Source organism: Devosia yakushimensis, from assembly GCF_030159855.1.
Taxonomy (GTDB): domain Bacteria; phylum Pseudomonadota; class Alphaproteobacteria; order Rhizobiales; family Devosiaceae; genus Devosia; species Devosia yakushimensis.
The window spans coordinates 2389479-2409584 of record NZ_BSNG01000001.1; the positions used below are offsets into that span (position 1 = coordinate 2389479).

Annotated in this window: 19 protein-coding genes; 3 read left to right on the forward strand and 16 right to left on the reverse strand. The window is 63.2% G+C overall.

All coding sequences use genetic code 11. The annotated features are described in order from the left end of the window. Positions 1 to 15 precede the first annotated feature (15 nt). The 5 genes from QQL79_RS11630 to QQL79_RS11650 form a co-directional block, all read right to left on the reverse strand. A complete protein-coding gene (locus QQL79_RS11630; RefSeq protein ID WP_284390977.1) occupies positions 16 to 1086 on the reverse strand; it encodes an ABC transporter ATP-binding protein in 1071 nt (356 codons plus the stop codon). Then, positions 1086 to 2030 (reverse strand): dihydrodipicolinate synthase family protein, encoded by a 945-nt coding sequence (locus QQL79_RS11635; RefSeq protein ID WP_284390979.1) that lies wholly within the window; start codon positions 2028 to 2030, stop codon positions 1086 to 1088. Before QQL79_RS11635 ends, QQL79_RS11630 begins: the two co-directional genes overlap by 1 nt. 18 nt (positions 2031 to 2048) lie before the next feature. Continuing rightward, positions 2049 to 2936, reverse strand: a complete 888-nt coding sequence (locus QQL79_RS11640; RefSeq protein WP_284390981.1) for a carbohydrate ABC transporter permease — start codon at positions 2934 to 2936, stop codon at positions 2049 to 2051. Beyond that, the gene (locus tag QQL79_RS11645; RefSeq protein WP_284390983.1) at positions 2933 to 3862 is read right to left on the reverse strand and encodes a carbohydrate ABC transporter permease; all 930 of its coding nucleotides are present in this window, start codon (positions 3860 to 3862) and stop codon (positions 2933 to 2935) included. The genes QQL79_RS11640 and QQL79_RS11645 overlap by 4 nt, the downstream gene beginning before the upstream one ends. A 189-nt stretch (positions 3863 to 4051) precedes the next feature. After that, the gene (locus QQL79_RS11650) at positions 4052 to 5353 is read right to left on the reverse strand and encodes an ABC transporter substrate-binding protein (RefSeq protein ID WP_284390985.1); all 1302 of its coding nucleotides are present in this window, start codon (positions 5351 to 5353) and stop codon (positions 4052 to 4054) included. Between the two features lie 235 nt (positions 5354 to 5588). On the opposite strand from QQL79_RS11650, the gene QQL79_RS11655 reads away from it, so the two are divergent. Further along, entirely contained in the window at positions 5589 to 6446 is an 858-nt protein-coding gene (locus tag QQL79_RS11655) for a helix-turn-helix domain-containing protein (RefSeq protein ID WP_284390987.1), read from the forward strand. Here QQL79_RS11655 and QQL79_RS11660 read toward each other — a convergent pair. The 11 genes from QQL79_RS11660 to QQL79_RS11710 all read right to left on the reverse strand — a co-directional run bounded on the left by QQL79_RS11660 (position 6443) and on the right by QQL79_RS11710 (position 17713). Further along, the gene (locus QQL79_RS11660; RefSeq protein ID WP_284390989.1) at positions 6443 to 7165 is read right to left on the reverse strand and encodes an LrgB family protein; all 723 of its coding nucleotides are present in this window, start codon (positions 7163 to 7165) and stop codon (positions 6443 to 6445) included. The genes QQL79_RS11655 and QQL79_RS11660 overlap by 4 nt on opposite strands. Beyond that, entirely contained in the window at positions 7162 to 7542 is a 381-nt protein-coding gene (locus tag QQL79_RS11665; RefSeq protein ID WP_284390990.1) for a CidA/LrgA family protein, read from the reverse strand. The genes QQL79_RS11660 and QQL79_RS11665 overlap by 4 nt, the downstream gene beginning before the upstream one ends. Positions 7543 to 7757: 215 nt before the next feature. Then, on the reverse strand, positions 7758 to 8993 hold the full coding sequence (locus tag QQL79_RS11670; RefSeq protein ID WP_284390992.1) for a metal-dependent hydrolase family protein: 1236 nt from the start codon (positions 8991 to 8993) through the stop codon (positions 7758 to 7760). A 17-nt stretch (positions 8994 to 9010) separates the two neighbouring features. Then, a complete protein-coding gene (locus QQL79_RS11675) occupies positions 9011 to 9985 on the reverse strand; it encodes an ABC transporter ATP-binding protein (RefSeq protein WP_284390994.1) in 975 nt (324 codons plus the stop codon). Then, positions 9975 to 10979: an ABC transporter ATP-binding protein gene (locus tag QQL79_RS11680; RefSeq protein ID WP_284390996.1), complete on the reverse strand. Its 1005-nt coding sequence runs from the start codon at positions 10977 to 10979 to the stop codon at positions 9975 to 9977. Before QQL79_RS11680 ends, QQL79_RS11675 begins: the two co-directional genes overlap by 11 nt. Positions 10980 to 11028: 49 nt before the next feature. Next, positions 11029 to 11973, reverse strand: coding sequence for a succinylglutamate desuccinylase/aspartoacylase family protein (locus tag QQL79_RS11685; protein ID WP_284390998.1), 945 nt, complete (start codon positions 11971 to 11973; stop codon positions 11029 to 11031). Between the two features lie 16 nt (positions 11974 to 11989). Further along, positions 11990 to 12835, reverse strand: a complete 846-nt coding sequence (locus QQL79_RS11690; protein ID WP_284391001.1) for an ABC transporter permease — start codon at positions 12833 to 12835, stop codon at positions 11990 to 11992. A gap of 5 nt (positions 12836 to 12840) precedes the next feature. Then, positions 12841 to 13821, reverse strand: a complete 981-nt coding sequence (locus QQL79_RS11695; RefSeq protein WP_284391003.1) for an ABC transporter permease — start codon at positions 13819 to 13821, stop codon at positions 12841 to 12843. A gap of 38 nt (positions 13822 to 13859) precedes the next feature. Further along, the gene (locus tag QQL79_RS11700) at positions 13860 to 15035 is read right to left on the reverse strand and encodes a M24 family metallopeptidase (RefSeq protein WP_284391005.1); all 1176 of its coding nucleotides are present in this window, start codon (positions 15033 to 15035) and stop codon (positions 13860 to 13862) included. 69 nt (positions 15036 to 15104) lie between these two features. Next, the gene (locus QQL79_RS11705) at positions 15105 to 16643 is read right to left on the reverse strand and encodes an ABC transporter substrate-binding protein (RefSeq protein ID WP_284391006.1); all 1539 of its coding nucleotides are present in this window, start codon (positions 16641 to 16643) and stop codon (positions 15105 to 15107) included. Between the two features lie 41 nt (positions 16644 to 16684). Next, the gene (locus QQL79_RS11710) at positions 16685 to 17713 is read right to left on the reverse strand and encodes a GntR family transcriptional regulator (RefSeq protein ID WP_284391008.1); all 1029 of its coding nucleotides are present in this window, start codon (positions 17711 to 17713) and stop codon (positions 16685 to 16687) included. A 215-nt stretch (positions 17714 to 17928) separates the two neighbouring features. On the opposite strand from QQL79_RS11710, the gene QQL79_RS11715 reads away from it, so the two are divergent. Then, complete coding sequence (locus tag QQL79_RS11715) at positions 17929 to 18900, forward strand: aldo/keto reductase (protein WP_284391010.1); 972 nt, start codon at positions 17929 to 17931, stop codon at positions 18898 to 18900. 10 nt (positions 18901 to 18910) lie between these two features. Then, positions 18911 to 20074, forward strand: a complete 1164-nt coding sequence (locus QQL79_RS11720) for a hypothetical protein (protein WP_284391012.1) — start codon at positions 18911 to 18913, stop codon at positions 20072 to 20074. Positions 20075 to 20106: the final 32 nt, after the last annotated feature.

The following is a 20106-nucleotide window of genomic DNA, read 5'->3' on the forward strand; positions in this document are numbered from 1 at the left end:
GGAATAGGGTTCAGTTCAGCGGCGGGCGCCGGTGGCCGGGTCGAAAACGTGGATCAGGGCAGGCGCGACCGAGGCAGTGAAGGCCATGCCCGGCTCGATATCGATACCGCCATCGATGATGGCCGTCAGGTCCCCGCCGGCCATGTCCACAACCAGATGCGTCTGCGCGCCGGTGCGTTCGACGAGGCGGACGGTGCCGTGCAGCGGGTTGTCGCCATTGCCGGGGATGAAGTTTTCCGGGCGCAGGCCCAGGGTGACCTGATCGCCGGGGGATACAGCAGCGGCAGGATCGAGCTTGAGCGTGTCGCCATTGGGCAAGCGGGCTTCGGGGCCCCCTGCCCCCGCAACGATTTCGGCGGTGATGAAATTCATGGCCGGCGAGCCGATGAAGCCGGCAACGAAGAGATTGGCGGGGGTGCGATAAAGGTCCATGGGCGCGCCGGCCTGCTCGATGCGGCCCTTGTTGAGCACGACGACGGTATCGGCCAGCGTCATGGCCTCGACCTGGTCGTGGGTCACATAGATGGAGGTGCGCTTGATCTTGGCGTGGAGGCCCTTGATCTCGGTGCGCATCTGCACGCGTAGCTTGGCATCGAGGTTGGAGAGCGGTTCATCGAAGAGGAACACCGCAGGATCGCGGACCACGGCGCGGCCCATGGCGACGCGCTGGCGCTGGCCGCCGGAAAGCTGGGCCGGGCGGCGTTGCAGCAGTTCGGTGATTTCGAGCAGCCGCGCGGCTTCGGCTACCCGCTTTTCGCGTTCGGCGGCAGGGACGCCGGCGATTTTGAGGTTGAAGGCCATGTTCTGCGCCACAGTCATGTGCGGGTAGAGCGCGTAGGACTGGAAGACCATCGCGATATTGCGGTCGCGGGGGCTGAGGTGATCGACGGCCGCGCCATCGAAGGCGATTTCGCCTTCGCTGACTTCCTCAAGCCCGGCAATCATACGCAGCAGGGTGGACTTGCCGCAGCCGGAGGGCCCCACCAGGGCGACGAAGGCGCCGTCGGCAATGGCCAGATCGAGCCCATGGATGACGGTGACGCCGCCAAAGCTTTTCTTGAGGCCGCTGAGCGTAACGGAGGCCATCAGGACGCCCTCATCGAGACGATATCGACCGGCAGGTCCAGGCTCTTGACGTAATCAATGAGCGCGAGAAGCGGGAGCTGGTCGTGCCGGCTCATGCTGTCATAGATGGAGCGGCAAGTGGTGGCGATATCGACGCCGGCATTCTGGCTGACGAAATATTTGGCCGAAGCGGGGTATTTCGAATTGATCGAGTGCTCGGCAATGGCCAGCAATTGCTGGACCTTGAGGGCGGTGGCGCGGTCTTTATCGAAATTGACCGACACCCATTGCACCAGCTCGGGATAGAGATTGGCGGCATAGCTGGAAAAGCCGTGCCCGCCCGCTTCGAGCGTATCGATCAGCGTGCCCATCTGGGTGTTGAAGAATTTGAGGCCCGTGCCGGCTATGGCGGCGAGCTTCTGCTGCATCAGATCGAGATTGTGGCAGGTATCCTTGTGGAAGAGCACGCGGCCGGTGCTGGCGGCCCAGCCCAGATCGTCGGGCGAAACGCCGCGCTTATAGGGGCGCGGGCATTCGTAGAAGCCCAGCGGGATATTGCCGGTCTGGGCCAGAACCTGCTCGACGCGGCCACGCCAGACCGCATTGCTCTCGCCTTCATCGGCGATGAGGCAGGGCAGCAGCACAACGGCGGTGACACCGGTATCGGCAATGGCCTTGACGGCATCGGCCTGTTCGGTGGGGGCCGAGCCGGCGACGGCGGAGGCGATCACCGGCACGCGGCCATCGGCACGTTTGACGACGCGGGTCGCCAGCTCCACCCGTTCTTCCGGGCTCATCTGGTAGATTTCGCTCGAGAGGCAGACGGTGAAAATGCCCGCGACTTTGGCGGTTGCGTAATAGTCGACGAGGGCGTCCACACCGGCCCAATCGATGGAGCGATCGGTGTTGAACGGGGTCAGCATGACCGGCCAGGCGCCGTTGGGAATGAGGTCTTTAGTCGTCATCTTAGAAGTCCTTATGCGTCAGCCCTTGACGGAGCCGGAGATGAGATCGAGCCGCCAATAGCGCTGCAACAGCAGGAAGAGAGCCACGAGCGGAAGAATGGAGAGGAAGGCGCCGGTGATGATGAAGGTGTACATGCCCGGCTGTTCGGTGCCCGCATTGAGCATGGTGTAGAGCCCCACGGTCAGCGGGAAGAGGCGTTCGTCGGACAGCATCAGGAAGGGCAGCAGGAAATTGTTCCAGATGCCGACGAATTGCAGCAGGAACACCGTGATCAGGCCCGGGATCATGGGGGCGAGACCAATGGAGAAGAAAATGCGCACTTCGCTGGCGCCATCGACCCGGCCAGCCTCCAATAGCTCGTCGTGAATGACCGCAGCGGCATAGATACGGCAGAGATAGATGCCGAGCGGGGAGACGATGGAGGGGATGAGCACGGCCCAATAGGTGCCGGCCAGGCCGACCTTGCTCATGAGCAGATATTGCGGCACGGCGAGCACCACGCCGGGGATCAGTACGGCGCCCAGCAGGAAGGCGAAGACGATGTTTTTGCCGGCGAAATTGTATTTGGCCAGGCCATAGCCGGCCGCCGCTGAAACGATGGTCGAGAGCGCGGCCCCTCCCCCCGCATAGAGGAAGGAATTGAAGGTCCAGAGCCAATAGCGGCCGCTGCGATAGTTGGAGAGCGCCACGACATTGTCGACGATGCCGCCGCTGAAGCCCGGCACGAAGGATGGCAGGGTGAAGAGTTCGCCCGGCAACTTGCTCGACGCCGCCACCAGCCAATAGAGCGGCAGCAGGCAATACAGCGCCCCGATGAACAGGATGATGGTGGGGACCCAGGCAATCCTGCGGCGATGGCGGGCCCGCGTTTGCGAAGCGGGCATGGAAAGCGTCGAAACGGTCATGCCAAGCCTCCCGCGCTGCGGCGCCGGGTGATCCAGAACAGAAGCACCGAAGCGGCGATGGTCAGTACCGCGACCAGCATGGAGGTGGCTGCGCCGCCATAGAGGTTCTGGGCAACGAAGGTGTCGCGATAGACCAGCATCATGGGTACCCATGTGCTCGACAGCGCGTCGGTGAGCGGGGAAAGCGTCGTCGGTTCGGAAAAGAGCTGGATGGTGCCGATCAGCGAGAACAGGGCAGTCAGCACGATGGCGGGGAGCAGCAGGGGCAATTTGATGTTCCAGGCGATCTGCAGTTCGGTGCAGCCGTCGACACGGGCGGCGTCATAAAGCTCGCTGCTGATGCCGCGCAGGGCGGTATAGAGGATGACCATGTTGAAGCCGACACCGCCCCAGATGTTGATATTGGCGATGGACCAGAAAATGCTGTCGCGGGTGAAGAAATCGGGCTGGGCCAGGCCCAGGCTGGCGGCAAGCTCGCGAATGGGGCTGACGCCGGGCAGATAGATGAAGCCCCACATCAGCGAGGCGATAACGCCGGGCACGGCATAGGGCAGGAAAATCGCGATGCGGGAGAACCGGGCGAGACGCACGCGCGGCGTATCGAGCAGCAATGCGAAGAGCAAAGCCAGACCAAGCGTGATGGGAATGGTGATGACGCCCACAATGAGCATGCGGCCAAAGCCGGTCCAGAGCTCGGCATTGAAGGCGGCGTTGATGTAATTGGCGAAGCCGACAAAGACCTCTTCGCGCCGCCCCAAGCCGCCACCGGCAACCTTGACCCCACGCAGACTCATGATGACGGCGTAGATGAAGGGGGCGACGATGGTTGCGATGGACAGCAGGACAGCGGGCCCGACGAAGAGCCAGGGGACGAAAGGATGAACGGCGCGAAACCGCTTCTTGGTGGATGTGTTTGTTGCCGTCATCAGGTCTGCTGCGCTGTGGATCAATGGGTTCAAGTAGGTTGAGAGCCGCGAACATCAGGGCCTTTGTGGCTCCCGTCACCCCACCCTCAATCCCTCCCCATCAAGGGGAGGGAGGCGCAGGCGACGGGCTCGCGGTTCTTTCGTCTCCCTCCCTTGATGGGGAGGGGACAGGATTGGGGCTCTCTGGAGCTATTGCCCTTCAGCCACGGTGTAGCCCTGGTTGGTCATGTCGTCGAAGGCGGCTTTCTGTACGGCATCGAGGACTTCGGCGAAGCCGGATTTGTTCTGCACCGCGTCGCCCATGGCATTGCGGTAGACGTCGAAGGCCATGCTGACATTGGGGCCCCAGGAAATGGAGGGGGTGTCGGCGTCGATTTCGGCGGCCATCTGGTAGAAATTGGCGGCATCGGGAATGAAGGTCGGCGCTTCCTGCAATTGGGGCAGCTTGCGCGCTTCCAGCCGGGCCGGCCAGATATTCATGAGCCGCACATAGGCTGAGAGCGCTTCTTCGTTATTGGTGATCCAGATGGCGAATTTCTTGGCCTCTTCGGGATGCTTGCTGAGCGCGGAAACAGCCGTGGCGCTGCCACCGGTGACGCCGCCGGCCAATTCGGCCCCGGTGCCTTCGCTCCAGCGCGGCAGCGGCACGACGCCCCATTGGCCCTTGGTATCGGGCGCCAGGTTTTCGATCAGCGGAGGCGCCCAGACGGCGCTGATAAAGCCGAGCAAAGTGCCATTGGCGATTGCCGCACCCCATTCGGGCGAGAAGGTCTGCATGGATGCAACGGCATCTTCGGCCACCAGATCCTGCCAATATTGGGCGACCTGCTTGGCCGGCTCGCTATTGATATCGACCGTCCATTGATCGCCATTCAGCGCCCACCATTGCGCGCCGACCTGATGGGTCAGGGCGGCAAAAGTGCCGGGATCGCTGGATGCAAAATGGGTGAGATATTTGGTGGAGTCGGCAGCACGCACGGCCTTGGCGGCCTCGGCAAAAGCTTCCCAGGTCTTGGGCGGCTCAATGCCCAGCTCGGCCAGCAGGTCCTTGCGGTAGAACAGCATCATGGGCGAGGTGCCCTGGGGTGTGGCCCAGGTGGTGTCGCCAAAGGTCACCAGGTTCCAGGCGACCGGTGCGATCTGGCCCTTATTGGGAGCCATTTCAGCGGTCATGTCGGCGACGAGGCCATTGACGACCAGGGCCGGCAGATCCTGATAGGTGACATTGGTCACATCGGGCGGATTGCCGGCCGTGTGGGCAGCGGAAAGCTTTTGCACGATCTCGCCGGCGGCCGCGGCGCGGCTGACGGTGACGTGGATATCGGGGTTCTGCTCGTTCCAGATGGCGACGACTTCGTCGATATGGGGCGCCCAGTTCCAATAGGTCAGTTCGACCTTGTCCTGCGAGATGGCCGGGGCCACCAGCAGCAGGGTGGCAAAGCTGGCGGCCAGCAGATTGCGCGCGGCGCGAGCGCCGGTTGGAATGCTCATGAATCTCTCCTCCGTGGCGGCCGCCGGCGGGCGGTCCCCATGTCTTGTTCGGTGCGGGCCGGAGCGGCGCAGGGCGGCTGGCGGAAGGGGGTCACAATCCCTTGCCGCCTCAGCTTTTTGTTTGCGCTCGTTTCAGGCTGTCCATAACCTAGAAGGTCGAAGCGGCGCCGTCTCTTTGGATGGGAATGAACAATTGTGGAATGGTAAGACGCAGCAGAAAAGGCCCTGGACGCAGATGTCACACGAGCTTGAGCGCGTGCCGACAAGCCTGGTGGCGGGCCTTAATACATCCTGCGACATGCCCTTTCCGCATTGGCACGCGCAGGTGGAGGTCAACTATCTCTATTCGGGTGACATGACCTATCGCATGGCCGGCCACACGGTGGACCTGGTGGAAGGCGATCTCTGCATTTTCTGGGGCGGACAGCCGCACCAGGCCATCCGTGTGGAGCCAGGCACCGAGTTCGTCGCCATCCATCTGCCGCTGGTGCACTTCTTCCGCCTGCGGCTTTCGGCCGACCTGATGCACCGGCTGACGCGGGGCGCGACGGTGGTGACCCATCAGGAGGGGCATGCCGATGCCGAGACCTTCCGGCGGCTGACGGCCTATATGCGCGGAGACGATCCGCTGCGGCGGGAGCATGCGATCGACGAATTGCTGCTGCGGATCAACCGCATCAATTTCGAGCCTTATCGGCTTGTCGATGCGGAGGGGGGCGGCGCCACGGCGGGCGAGCCGCTGGACCCTCATTCCTTCCGCAATGTCATCGATATCTGTGCCTATATCACCGAGAATTTCCGCGACGATATCGGCTCGGCCGACGTGGCCTCGTTTGTCGAAATCCATCCCAAATATGCGATGAGCGTGTTCAAGAAATCGACGGGGATGACGCTCAACGAATATATCACCCTGCTGCGGCTGAGCTATGCGCAATCGCTGCTGATGGAAGATGACCTGACCATTCTGGACGTAGCGATGGAGAGCGGCTTCGGCTCGCTCAGCGCCTTCAGCCAGTCGTTCCGCAAGGTCACGGGGCAATCGGCCTCGGACTTCCGGCGCGAGCGGACATTGGTGAGTTCACTCGCCGATTAGGTGAAGAGCCCGAAAATCAGGGGCGCGAGGAAGGCCGTGGCCAGGCCATTGAGGGCCATGGCGAGGCCGGCGAAAGCGCCGGCGACCGAATTGACCTGGAAGGCCCGGGCCGTGCCGATGCCGTGGGAGGTGAGGCCGGCAGCGAAGCCGCGGGCGGCGTAGTCCTTGATTTTCAGGGCGTTCATCAGCGGGGTGACGATCACCGCGCCCAATATGCCGGTGGCGATGACCAATACGGCGGTGAGCGCGGGTTCGCCGCCAATCTGGTTGGCTATGCCCACGGCAATGCCGGCGGTGACCGATTTGGGGGCCAGGGCCAGGACAATGGCGGGAGCGGCGCCGAGCAGGACGGCGATGCCGGTGGCCGAGAGCATGGCAAAGGGCGCGCCGATGGCGAGGGAGGCCAGGATCGGCAGGGCCTTGGCCTTGACCAGATGGCGGCTGCGATAGAGCGGGACGGCCAGCGCCACCGTGGCGGGTCCGAGCAGGAAATGGATAAACTGGGCGCCGTCGAAATAGGTGTCGTAGCTGGTGCCGGTCAGGCGCAGGATCAGCACCATGACGACAATGGTGATCAGCACCGGATTGACCACGGGGTGGAAGCCGCTGCGCTTGGCGACCCATTGGGCGGCGAGGAAAGTGCCTATGGTGAGGGTCAGCCAGAGCAAGGGGCTGGTGGCGAGGTAGACCCAGAGATCGAAGGGGGGCGTCGCGGTCATGGCTGGGGTTCCTCGCCGGGCAGGAGGCGGCTGACGAGGCGGAAGACACCGACGGCGACCATCAGCGTCAGCACGGTCGAGACGACGAGAGCCGCGACCAGGGCCAGGCCATTGTCGAAGATCAGCTGGTAATGCTGGGAGATGCCGACGCCGGCAGGGATGAAGACCAGGCCGAGATTGGCGAGGAGGCCGTCGGCGGATTTTGCGACCGGGCCGGTTTCGGCGGATGCGGCGCCCTTGCGCCAGCCCTGGAGGGCGAGCAGGGCGAAGAGCAGGACTATGCCGATGACCGGGCCGGGAATGGGTAGACCCAGGCCTCGCGCGATGATTTCGCCAGCGAGTTGGCAGGCCAGCAGGATGAATAGTCCGAAGAGCATGGGCGACTCCTAGGGAAGTCTCAAAACTAGCAGATGTGGTTTCTGTGGAGGGTGGAATTCATGCGTCCGCGCACATCCAACGTGGGGATGGCCTTCTGCATGGATTCCGGCCTGCGCCGGAATGACATTGTGGGTAGGGTGGACCCGGTGGGTGGGAAGGCCCCCTCACCCGGCCCTTTGGGCCGACCTCTCCCCCAGAGGGAGAGGTGAAGGGGCTAGTTCAGGTGGTTCTTGGCGAAGGTGCCGCGGGACATGATGGCGGACATGTGGGCGCCGTCGCCTTGGAGGAGCCCGATGTCGCTGAGGGGGTTGCCGTTGATGACCAGCAGGTCGGCGGAGGCGCCGGGGGCGATGATGCCGGCTTCGCCTTCGAGGCGGCAGAGTTTTGCGCCGATGATGGTGGCGGAGCGGATGATTTCGGCTGGGGTGAGCACCTTGGCGAGGATTTCGAATTCCATGCAGTGATATTTGCGGAGCTGACCGAGAAGGTCGGAGCCGAAGGCCATGGGGAGGCCGGCGTCGCGCATGACTTCTAGGGAGCGCAGGCCGCCGCTGCGGACCACCTCGATCTTGGCGAATTCGGTGGCGCCGAGACCGAGGGCTTCGCCTTCCAGCGCAAGGGCATCGTAGGCGACCAAAGTGGGCACGGCGATGCAGCCTTTTTCGGCGGCGAGCTTGGCGGTTTCGGGTTCGATCAGGTTGCAATGTTCGAGCGAATGGACGCCCAACTCGACGCAGCGGAGGATGGCCTTGTCGGTGTAGACATGGGCCGAGACATAGAGGCCGGCATTGTCGGCCTCTTCCACCATGGCGAGGATTTCCTCGCGGGAATATTGGATGGAATGGATCGGGTCATTGGGGGAGGACACGCCGCCATTGGCCATGACCTTGATGAAATTGGCGCCCTCTTTGATCATGGTGCGGCAGGCGGCGCGGACATTGTCGACGCCGTCAACGATGAGACCCATCGAGCCCAGCCGGTCCGAGAAAATGCCGGGCCGGTCGTCGGTGCGCGCGCGCAGATCGGCGTGGCCGCCAGTGGTGGTCAGGCCCTTGCCGCAGATGACGAGACGGGGGCCGGGGATCAGGCCTTCATTGACCGCGCGGACCAGCCCATAATCGGCGCCGCCGAGATCGCGCAGGGTGGTGAAACCGCGCTGCAAGGCCTCGTTCATCACGCGGGCCGCGCGGAGGGCCGCGAGCGAGGATGGGGCTGTCATATTGGCCCAAAGGTCGAGCGTTTCGGCCACGACATGGACGTGGCAATCGATCAGGCCTGGCATGATGGTGCGGCCGCCCAGCGCGATTTCGGTGGTGTTGGACGGAGCCGTGAGGCTGGTGCCGACGGCGGCGATGCGGTTGCCTGTCACCAGCACGTCGAGGCCGTCGCGCAACACGCCCTGCTCCGCATCGAGGACGCGGCCGCCGGTGAAAAGATAGCTATTGGTCATGACCGGTCCTTGGACAATTATTTGTGGTGGCAGGCGACGAAACGGCCTTCGTCGCGGGCCGTCAACTCGGGATCGACGGTCTTGCACACTTCGGTTGCCAGCGGGCAGCGGGTGTGGAAGGCGCAGCCGGAGGGTTTGCGGGTGGCGCTGGGGATATCGTCATTGGTGGCGCTGAATTGGTGGCGCTTGCGCGGATCGTGCGAGGGCGCCGAGCGCATCAACAGCTCGGTATAGGGATGAGTCGGATTGACGAAGATTGTGGTCTTGGGGGCGATCTCGACAATGCGGCCCAGATACATCACGGCGACACGGTGGGAGATGTATTCCACCACGCCCAGATCATGCGAGACGGCCAGATAGGAGACGCCCAGATCGCGCTGCAAATCGCTCAACAGGTTGAGGATTTGCGCCTGCACCGATACGTCGAGCGCCGAAACCGGCTCATCGCAGACGATGACGTCGGGATTGAGCGCCAGAGCCCGGGCGATGCCGATGCGCTGGCGCTGGCCGCCGGAGAATTGATGGGCGAAATTGTCGGCCTGGTCGGGGCGCAGGCCGACGCGCTGCATGAGTTCGGCAACGCGGTCCGTGCGTTCGGCCTTGGTGCCGATATTGTGGATGTCGAGGGGGGCGCGGATGATATCGCGGACGCGCTGGCGCGGATTGAGCGAGGAGAACGGGTCCTGAAACACGATCTGCATGCGGCGGCGATAGGATTTGAGCGCGGCGCGATTGAAGCTGCGGATTTCCTGGCCGTCGAAATTGACCTGCCCGCCGGTTGGTTTGACGAGACCCATGAGCGCGAGGCCAGTGGTGGATTTGCCGCAGCCGCTTTCGCCCACAAGGCTGAGCGTCTCACCGCGCGCCAGGGTGAAGCTGACGCCATCGACGGCTTTGACCGCGCCGACCTGGCGCTGCAAGACGCCTGCCCGTATGGGGAAATGGACTTGCAGATTGTCGACGCTGAGCAAGGGGGTCTGATCAGGCTGCATCGTCGTGCTCCCAGCAGGCGGCCCAGTGACCGGGGCGTTTTTCTTCGAATGGCGGGCGCTCGGTGAGGCAGCGCGCCGAGGCATTGGGGCAGCGCGGGGCAAAGGCGCAGCCCTTGGGCAGGTCCCAAAGGGGCGGCACCGTGCCTGAGATATCGGCCAAGCGATCACCGGCTTCGCTCGACGCGCCGGCGCGCGGCACGGCGCCCATTAGCCCGATTGTATAGGGGTGGAAGGGACGGTCGAAGAGATCGTAGATGCTGGCTTCTTCGACCTTGCGGCCGGCATACATGACGATGACCCGGTCGGCGACTTCCGACACCACGCCCAGATCGTGGGTGATGAGGATTTGCGCAGTGCCGAGGCGCTTTTGCAGATCGGAGATCAGGCCCAGAATCTGGGCCTGGATGGTCACGTCGAGCGCGGTGGTCGGCTCGTCGGCAATGATGATCTTGGGGTCGCAGGAGAGCGCCAAAGCGATCATGGCGCGCTGGCGCATGCCGCCGGACAGCTCATGCGGGTATTGGCCCGCCCGGCGTTCGGGATCGGGCATTTGCACCAGTTGCAGGGCTTCGATGGCGCGGGCACGAGCCTGCTTGTGGCTGCATTTGCGGTGCTGGCGCACGGCTTCGGCAATCTGTTCGCCGATCTTGAGCACGGGATTGAGCGCGGTCAGCGGCTCCTGGAAGATCATGGCGATCTGCTCGCCACGAAAATCTTCGACCTGGCGCTGGTTCATGGCGAGGAAGTCGACGCCATCGATCAAAATCTTGCCGGAGGCGACCTGGGCCGCCTCCGGCAATAGGCGCAGCAAGGCGAGGGCAGTCATCGATTTGCCGCAGCCGCTTTCCCCCACGATGCACAGGGTTTCCCCTGCCCGCACCGAAAGGTTCATGTCGGAAACGACAGCGAATGATCCATTGGCGCCACGAATCTCGATGTCGAGATCGGTGACTTGGAGCACTGGCGCCGGGGAAGCGTGTGGGAGGACACTCATCGTTGTCGTTTCCTTGCCTAAGACAGTGCGGCGCGCCGCAATGCCAATATCAGTCGGTGGCGCCTTCGAGATTGCCGACCATGAAGCCGTAATCGCCTGATTGGACGAGGTTGCGGGTGAGGTGCTGCATGATCATCACGCCGTTGGCGAACGGGGTGGGGATCTCTTCGAGCACTTCGAAATTATAGGGGCTGACGACGCGGCCGAGCAGCTGGCCTGATTTGATGACCTCGCCATTGGCGGGGCAGAGCGGCTCGAGCCAGCCGCCCTGGCTGGGACGGATGCCGGCCAGTTCGTTGACCACGATCTGCTTGGGATTTTCCCACGGCGTGCCGGGAATGACGCCCTTGGTGCGCAGCATGTTGAGCACGCCATCGACGGTGCGCTTGATATAGGGGGTCTGGTCGAGAATGCCGCCGCCCAGCTCGATGACCGAGACCGGAATGTTGCGCTTGTCGAGGGTGACCGATTTGGTGGTGCCGCCGAAGACGGTGCCCTGCTTGTTCTCGACCGGGCGGTAGAGGAGCTTGGAGCCGAAGGCGCGCGAGAGCTGTTCGTCGTTCCAGATATAGACATAGTCGACGGTGGGGCGGTCGGTGCCGCTATGCAGGTCGATATGGACGTCAATGACGTTGAAATAATGCTCGGTCAGCGCATAGGCGAGCTGCTGGCTATAGGTGCCCTTGGGGCTGCCGGGGAATTGGCGATTGAGATCGACCTTGTCGATGGTGGCAAAGCGCTCATTGACCGCGAAGGCCGAGGGATTGGCGACCGGCAGCAGCAGGATACGGCCCCTGAGCGGCATGGTCTTGAGGATGTGGAAGAGTTCGAGGATGGCCTGCGAGCCGGTATTCTCATTGCCATGGATCGAGGCCGAGATGCCGATGGTGGGGCCATCTTCTTCGCCCACCAATTCATGCACGAACAATACGGCATCGCTGCCATCGGCATTGGTGGTGAACTTGGGACGAAGCTGGTTGATGGACTTTACCATTCGATTATTCCTTTAGTTACTTGGTCTTGGCCCCGCCGCGCGAGAGCTGGCGAGGATCGAGAACGTCCCTGAGCCCATCGCCCAGGAGATTGAAACCGAGCACGGTGACCATGATGGTCGCGCCCGAAACGATGGAGAGCCACGGCGCGTCACGCATGAATTTGGTGCCGTAGGAGAGCGTCCAGCCCCAGGTTGGGGTGGGCGGCGGCAGGCCGAAGCCGAGAAAGCTCAGGGCGGATTCCGAGATGATGGCGGTGCCCAGGCCCAGGGACGCGAGCACGATGATCGGGCCCAGCGCATTGGGCAGCACTTCCTTGAAGATGATGCGGATGGGGCTGGCGCCCAGCGCACGGGCGGCTTGCACGTAGTTTTGTTCGCGCAGGACGAGGGTCGTCGAGCGGACGACGCGGGCATATTCGGTCCAGGCGACGACGATGATGGCGAAGGACACGTTGAGCACGCCGGGCCCGAGTACGGCGACGATGGCCAGCGCCAGGACGATGGCGGGGAAGCCAAGGAAAATATCGGTGATGCGCATCAGGAGCTGATCGACCCAGCCGCCGAAATAGCCGGCGACGAGGCCGACAACCGTGCCGATAAAGGCTGAGCAGACCACCGAGACAATGGCGATGGTCAGCGAGATGCGGGCGCCGAAGACCAGGCGGGACCAGAGGTCGCGGCCGAAATTGTCGGTGCCCAGCAAGTGCCCGGCAGTGGGCAGGGCAAAGCGGTTGCGCATGTCCATCTGCTCGACGCCATGGGTGGCGACATAGGGCGCGAAAATGGCGCAGAGGATGATGGCGAGGGAAATCACCGCGCCCACCATGAGCGAGGTATTCTGAAAGGCTTTTGGCAATCGCATGGAGGTCACCCGAGGCGGATGCGCGGATCGACCGCGGCATAGAGGAGGTCGACCACCAGATTGACCAGCGCGAAGACGATGGCGAAGGTCAGAACGATGCCCTGAATGAGCGGCAGGTCGCGTTGCGAAATGGCCGCGATGGTGAGCTGGCCCAGGCCCGGCCAGGCAAAGATGGATTCGGTCAGCACCGCGCCGCCGAGCAGAGCGCCGAAGCGCAGGCCGATGACGCTGAGCACGGGCAGCAAGGCATTGCGCAGGGCGTGGCGGATGACCACCCTGCCCCGGCGCAGGCCCTTGGCATAGGCGGTGCGCACGAAATCCTCGCGCAGCACTTCGAGCATGGAGGCGCGCACCAGCCGGGAGATGATGGCGGCAGAATTGGCGGCCAAAGCCAGTGCCGGCAGGGCGATATGGCTGATCGAATCCCACAGCACCTGGGGGCGGCCGGTGACGGCGGCGAACAGGGCTTCATGCAGCGGCACGCCGCGGCCGATGGCGGGGAGCCAGCCCAGTTGCACGGCGAACAGCAACATGAGCAACAGGCCCAGCCAATAGACCGGCATGGAGACGCCGAGCTGGGCGAAGAGCATCGTTGCCGTATCGATGAACGAGCCTTGGCGGATTGCGGCCAGCACGCCGAGTGTCAGCCCGATCAGCGTGGCGAGGATCAGCGATACGACGGCCAGCTCAATGGTGGCGCCGAGACGGCCTGCGATGATTTCGGCCACGGGCTGGTTCTGGAAAATCGAGCGGCCCATATCGCCGTGCAGGAGCGCGGCGAAATAGTCCCAGAGGCGGATATACCAGGGATCGTTGAGGCCGAGCGAATTGCGCAGATTGGCGATGGCTTCGGGCGTCGCGTCCTGCCCAAGCAGGACCGCTGCGGGGTCGCCGGGGATGAGCAAAAGCAGGCCGAAGGTCACCACGACCATGCCGATGGCCATGGGGATGAGCAGCAGTAGCCGGCGGACTATATAGGCGATCATTGCGTCGGCTCCTTTATGTTCGAGAAAAGCAAGGCGGATCAGCCGATGACGACGTCGTCGATCTTGCGGGGATAGTGGGTCATGCTGTCGGGCCCCTCGGCGGCGATCAGCACGGTGTCGGCAATGCGGTAGCCGGCAAAGCCGGGCACGAAGATTGCCGGTTCGCTCGAGGTGATCATGCCGGGTTCAAGGATCGTCTCGTCTCCTGCTTCGACCCATGGCGATTCATGGAACATGACGCCCATGCCATGGCCGACGCGGTGCAGCAGATAGTCGGTCATGCCGCTATCGCGAATGAAGGCGAGGGCCAGATTATCAGCGGAGGCGCAGGTGTGCCCGGCGATCAGCGCGGCGGTGGCCATGCGCTGGGCTTCGTAGGCCACGGCGTAATGTTCGAGCTGGATCTTGCTGGGTTCGCCGATGAACAGGGTGCGTTCGCTCTCGGCGGCACGACCACCGACGCGGCAGCCGAGCGAGAGGATGATGCTTTCGCCTCGCTTGACCGGATTGCCGGTGGGCATGCCATGGGGGAAGGCCGAGCGGGCGCCGGAATAGACGAGGCCACTGGCGAGCCCCTGCACCAGCATGAGATCGGCATGTTCCTCATGCATGATCTTCATGGCGTGGCGGGAGACGAAGGATTCGATCTCGATTTCGCTGGGCAGCGTGCCACCCGATGCCATGGCCTCGGCGATGAGGCCGACGCCGGCGACGACCATCTCGTCGGAAATCCGCGCAGCCTCGCGGTGCAGCACGATCTCCTCGGGATATTTGATCAGCCGCATCTGCTGGACGATATTGCAGGGCACGACCCGGGCGGCATTGGGGAAAGCAGCCTCGATCTGGCTGACGCGAGCGAGCGAAATGGCGTGGCTATAGGCAACGACGCCAGTCATGTCAGGGAAGGCGCGACCGAGCACGTCGAAGGGGCGGTCAATGCCGGGGAATTCGAAATAGATGATGGGTTCGGCCGCGATGTTCTGGTGCGCCGCGTGGCTCTCTTCGAGCTTGGGCAGCAGCAGCCAGGCGCCGTCATGGCTGATCGCGAAGACCACCGGGCGCTCGGTGGTGTAATGCGAAAAGCCGGTCGTGTAGATTACGTCATCGTTGGAATCGAGCAGCAGCAGATCGATGCCGGCCGCAGCCATCCGCGTGCGGATATCGGCATGAACCTTGGCATAATAGTCGTGTCCGAGGACCTGGTGGAACGCCATCTATCGTCTCATGAATTTGGAAAAAAGCCGGCCGGTATCGGGCAGATACCGGCCGCAGTTGTCAGGAAATCAATCGGTGAAGCCGATGAGACCACGCAGATTGCCGCGCGGGGTGGCCTGCACGGTCACCGGAATGTCCTTGGAATAGAACATCTGGTAGCCCTGAGCCGAGACGATGTAATAGGGCAGATCCTGGGCCAGGATGGTGGCTGCGGCCTGGTAATCCTTGGCGCGCTGGGCCTGGTCGAGGGTCGAGCGGCCGTTCTGCAGGAGGGTATCGACCTCGGGGTTGGAATAGCCGCCCCAATTGGTCGAGCCACCCGTGGTGAGCTGGGCGAACATCAGGCGATCGGGATCGACGATATTGAGCCAGCCGAGCAGCGCGATCTGGTGCATGCTCTTCTGCACGTAATTGGTCGAGAAGGATGGCCAATCGGAAATCTGCGCCGTCGCCTTGACGCCGGCCGATTCAAAAATGGCCTGCATATATTCCACGGTCTGCACGCGATTGGGGTCTTCGCTGTGGGTCGCCAGGGTCACGGCGAGGTCCTTGCCGTCCTTGTCGAGCACGCCATCGCCATTGCTGTCGGTCCAGCCCAGTTCGTTGAACAGGGCAATGGCGCCTTCGATATTGAAGGTCGGCTGGGAAATGGTGTCGGAATAGGCCCAGGACGAGGGCAGGATGATCGAGTGCGCGACCTGATCGACGCCCTGGTAGATGTCGTTCACGATCGTGTCCTGATCCACCAGCATGGCAAATGCCTGGCGCATCTTGGGGTCGGACAGCAGCGGGTCCTTGGTGTTGAAGTTGAGATAGTTCACGCCGAGACCAGCGGTGATGACATTGCCGAAGCGGTCATCTCCCTTGAGGCGCTCGATATCCTGCGGGGAGAGCGGGGACTGGATGACGTCGAGGTCACCGGCTTCGAAAGCCTGGGCGCGGGCCGAATTGTCGCCGATGATCTTGATGGTGACGTTTTCGATCTCGGGAGCGCCGCGCCAGTAATTGGCATTGGCTTCGAGCGCGATTTCGCTGCCGCGGTTCCATGACACCAGCTTCATCGGACCAGCGCCAATAGGATTGAGCGCGATATCGGTGCCGCCTTCGACCAGGGCCTTGGGCACGATGCCGACGTCGAGATAGCTCAGGAGCGGCGCATAGGGCGCGCTGAGCGTGAACTTGACGGTGAGCGGATCGACGGCTTCGACGGCCGTGATCGGGGTATAGAGTGCGCGTGCGGGGGCGTTGAAATCGGGATCGATCAGGGTGGTGTAGGTGAACACCACGTCGTCAGCAGTCAGCGGGCTGCCGTCGGAGAATTTGAGGTCCGGACGCAGCTTGAAGATGAAGGTCTGCGGATCGGGATTTTCCCAGCTTTCGGCCAGGTCTGGTACGGGTTCCAGCGCCGGGGTGATGTGGACGAGACCGGCATAGATCAGGTCGGCGGTGCGCGAAGCCGTGGTGTCGCGGGTGAGGCGCGGATCGAGCGTGCCGGCGTCGACATCGGTGCCGACGACGACGGTCTGGGCGTCCTGCGCCATGACCATGTGAGCCGGCATGAAGCTCAGCGCCACGATGGCGCTGGTGGTCAAAAGAAAGCTTTTCATTCCCTGGTGTTCCCTTTGCATGAAGTGTCGGAGGCCGGCAGTCAGGCTGGCGCCATTCCCTCGATGGCAGCAGCCTCGGGTTCCGGTTCCCGGGCGATCCGCCGCTGTCGCAACAAAGCGAGATGCGGCGCGAGCGTATTTTCCAGCGCCCCCGGATCGGGTGCGTGGCGATATTCGAAACAGCGCACATTGGGGCGCACGAGATCGGCGACATGGTCGGCGCCGGAGGCGTAGATCACCGCGTCACAGCCGGCGATGATCTCCTGGAGATCGGGCGAGGACGACCAGGTGACCCGGATATCGGAGACGTGCGGGGCAAATTCGCGCACACTGGGGCGCATGATGGCGATGTATTCCTGAAAGTGGGTCACGGCGGCGACGCGGCTGCGGGGATCGAGCCCGGCCAGGTTCTGCCGCGTACGCTGCGAAGGGATGAGGCGCAGGCCCAGCACATTATCGGTCTCGATCAGCGTGCGCACTTCGGCCTCGCGATGGACAAAAGTGATGACGAGGTCGGCGGCGCGGCAGGCATCCACCTCGGCGCCGGGCTGGCGCAGGCTTTCGAGCGTCACCAGCTGCACACTGTCATTGGCGGCCAGAACCGGCCTGATCTGCTCGACATAGTCGCGGCCGGGGCCTTCGAAAATGCAGACAAACACCATGGACAGCCCGACCGAAGGGCGGCGCAACTGGGCCTGCGCATTGATCATCGACACCAGTTCCATGGTGGAGACGCCCAGTGCCTCGGCGCGGCTGACAATGGCTTCGATATCGCCGCGCAGGGCATTGATCGGCTGCCGATCATCAACCGCCAGGCGCGGATCGCGCGCGGTAAAGGCGCCAAGGCCCTGACGCATCTCGATAAGGCCGGCGTCGCGCAACTGTTGGTAGACCTGGCTGACGGTCATGGGCGCAATACCCAGCTCGGCGGCCAACTGGCGCACCGAAGGGAGCTTGGTGCCATAGACCATGTCACCAAAGGCCAGCGTGTAGCTCAGCAAGCCATGCAACTGCGTGCCGACCGGAACGGGCAGCGACTTATCAATGCTGGATGCGTCAATGGGGAACATGTGTGCTACCAGTTCAGTACACGCCAACCGTAACACCGGATTTTCTGAGTGCAATAGGGAATGAGAATTTTTTGTACACAGTTTGCATTCGCCAAAAATGTGTGCAGAAATATACGTGGAAGCCCCGAAAGTTCTGGGAATATCTGACTAAAACAGACAAACCCAAGGGCAAAACGGGAGCAGCGGCCGCCAAACGGCCCAGAGAAGGTGTGCTAATGGACTATATCAACCTTGGTCGAACCGGCCTCAAAATTTCGCGGCTGGCTCTGGGATGCATGACTTTCGGGTCGCCAAACTGGGCGCCGTGGGTGCTTGACGAAGCTGCCTCGCGTCCGATCGTGGAGCGGGCGCTCGAGCTGGGCATCAACTTCTTCGACCTGGCGGATATGTATTCGCTGGGGGCGAGCGAAGAAGTGGTGGGGCGCATCCTGGCGCCGGTGCCGCGCCACAAGCTGGTGCTGGCGACCAAGCTCTATAATCCGATGAGCGGAGACCCCAATGACCGGGGCCTGTCGCGCAAGCATATTTTCGAGGCAGTGGACGGGAGCCTCAAGCGGCTCGGGACCGACTATATCGACCTCTACCAATTGCACCGCTTCGACTATGAAACGCCGCTGGAAGAAACGCTGGATGCGCTCAACGACGTGGTCCGCGCCGGCAAGGTGCGCTATCTCGGCGCCTCCTCGATGCATGCCTGGCAATTTATGAAGGCGCTGGGGCTGCAGCGCGCCAATGGCTGGGCGCCTTTCGTATCGATGCAGCCGCATTACAACCTGATCTACCGGGAGGAAGAGCGCGAAATGCTGCCGCTCTGCCGCGCCGAGGGGATCGGCGTGATCCCCTGGAGCCCCCTGGCGCGCGGCCGTCTGGCGGGGCGTGCCGGGGATGCGACGACACGGGCGCAGACCGACAAGACCGCGGCGGCGCTCTACGACCGGTCGCGGGAGCAGGATGACGCGGTGGTGGCCGCAGTGCGGCAGGTGGCCGAGCGCCATGGCCGGCCGCCGGCACAGATCGCCTATGCCTGGGTGGCCAGCCGGCCCGGCATTTCGGCGCCGATCGTGGGCATTTCCAAGCTGCATCAATTCGACGATGCGGTGGCGGCGCTGGCCATCGAACTCAGCGCGGAAGACGTGGCGCTGATGGAAGCGCCCTATCATCCCAAGCCCGTTGCCGGACATCAGTGAGGACACAACCATGAACCTTGGCAAGGAACTGGCCGAGCTCACCGCCGGTATCGACCAGCTTTATCGCAGCACGCCCCGCAGCGACGGCTTTCTGGATCGCGAAGGACTGATCCCGGTGGCAGTCGCCGCTGTGGAGCCGCGCCAGTTGCGGGATTATGACGAGGCGACCGAAGCTCTGCTCGCCCTGCGCGGGCGGCTTGCCGGGGAAGCGGAAAGCGCGCTGCGCCGGGATTATCTGGGTGAGATGGTGGATTCGCTGCTCGCGCTGGTGACGACCTTCGCTGAAAAGGAGATATCATTCGCCGACCGCGTGCGGCGACAGATTCGCGTGGATACGCAATTGGTTGGCGACGATGTGCTGGACGGCTATCGCGCGATCATCCGCGAAAAGCTCGATGAGATGGGCTTTGCCGGCGGCGCCTTGGCGGACGATCTGGCGCGGTGGGAAGCCCAGGTGCGGGTTCCGGCCGATGACGTACTCGATACAATGCGGGCGCTGACGCTGGAAGCGCGGCACAAGGTCAGCACGACCATGTATCCGATGACCGACGAATGGATGGAGCCGGAGGGCGTGACGGCGGCGCCATTCTCGGCCTATTGCGACTATCCGGCCCGCAAGGTGCTGATGAACCTCGACTTTCCCTATACACGGTTCGCCCTCAAGCACCTGGCGACGCATGAAGTTTTCCCGGGGCACCTGGTGCATCTGGCGCTGCGGGAGCGCTATGTGGCCGAAGGCAAGATGCCGCTCGATGGCGCCCAGGTGGTGACCAGCTCGGCCAGCAGCGCGCTGTTCGAGGGCATTGCCGACAATGGCATGTTCTTCCTCGACTGGATCGAGGGACCGGAGGATGAGCTGGGCGTGGCGCTGCAGCGGTTGCGGGGGGCGCTGCGCTGCAATGCGGCCTGGATGATGCATAGCCAGGGCAAGAGCCTGGACGAGATCGTGCCGGTGATTGCCGCGGGCGGTTTCCAGGAGAAGGTGACGGCGCGGTCGCGGCTGGCCTTTCTCGGGCATAATCTGCGGGCGCCATTCGTCTACGCCTATTGGTGCGGCGATGTGGCGGTGCATGCGGTGTGGAAGACCGTGCCGGTGGAGCGCCGTGCGGAATTCTGGGCTTATCTCTATGGCAATATGCACACGCCCACGACGCTGGCCGCGCATTGGAAATAACCAGAGCAACGGGCGTTCTGACGAACGCAAAG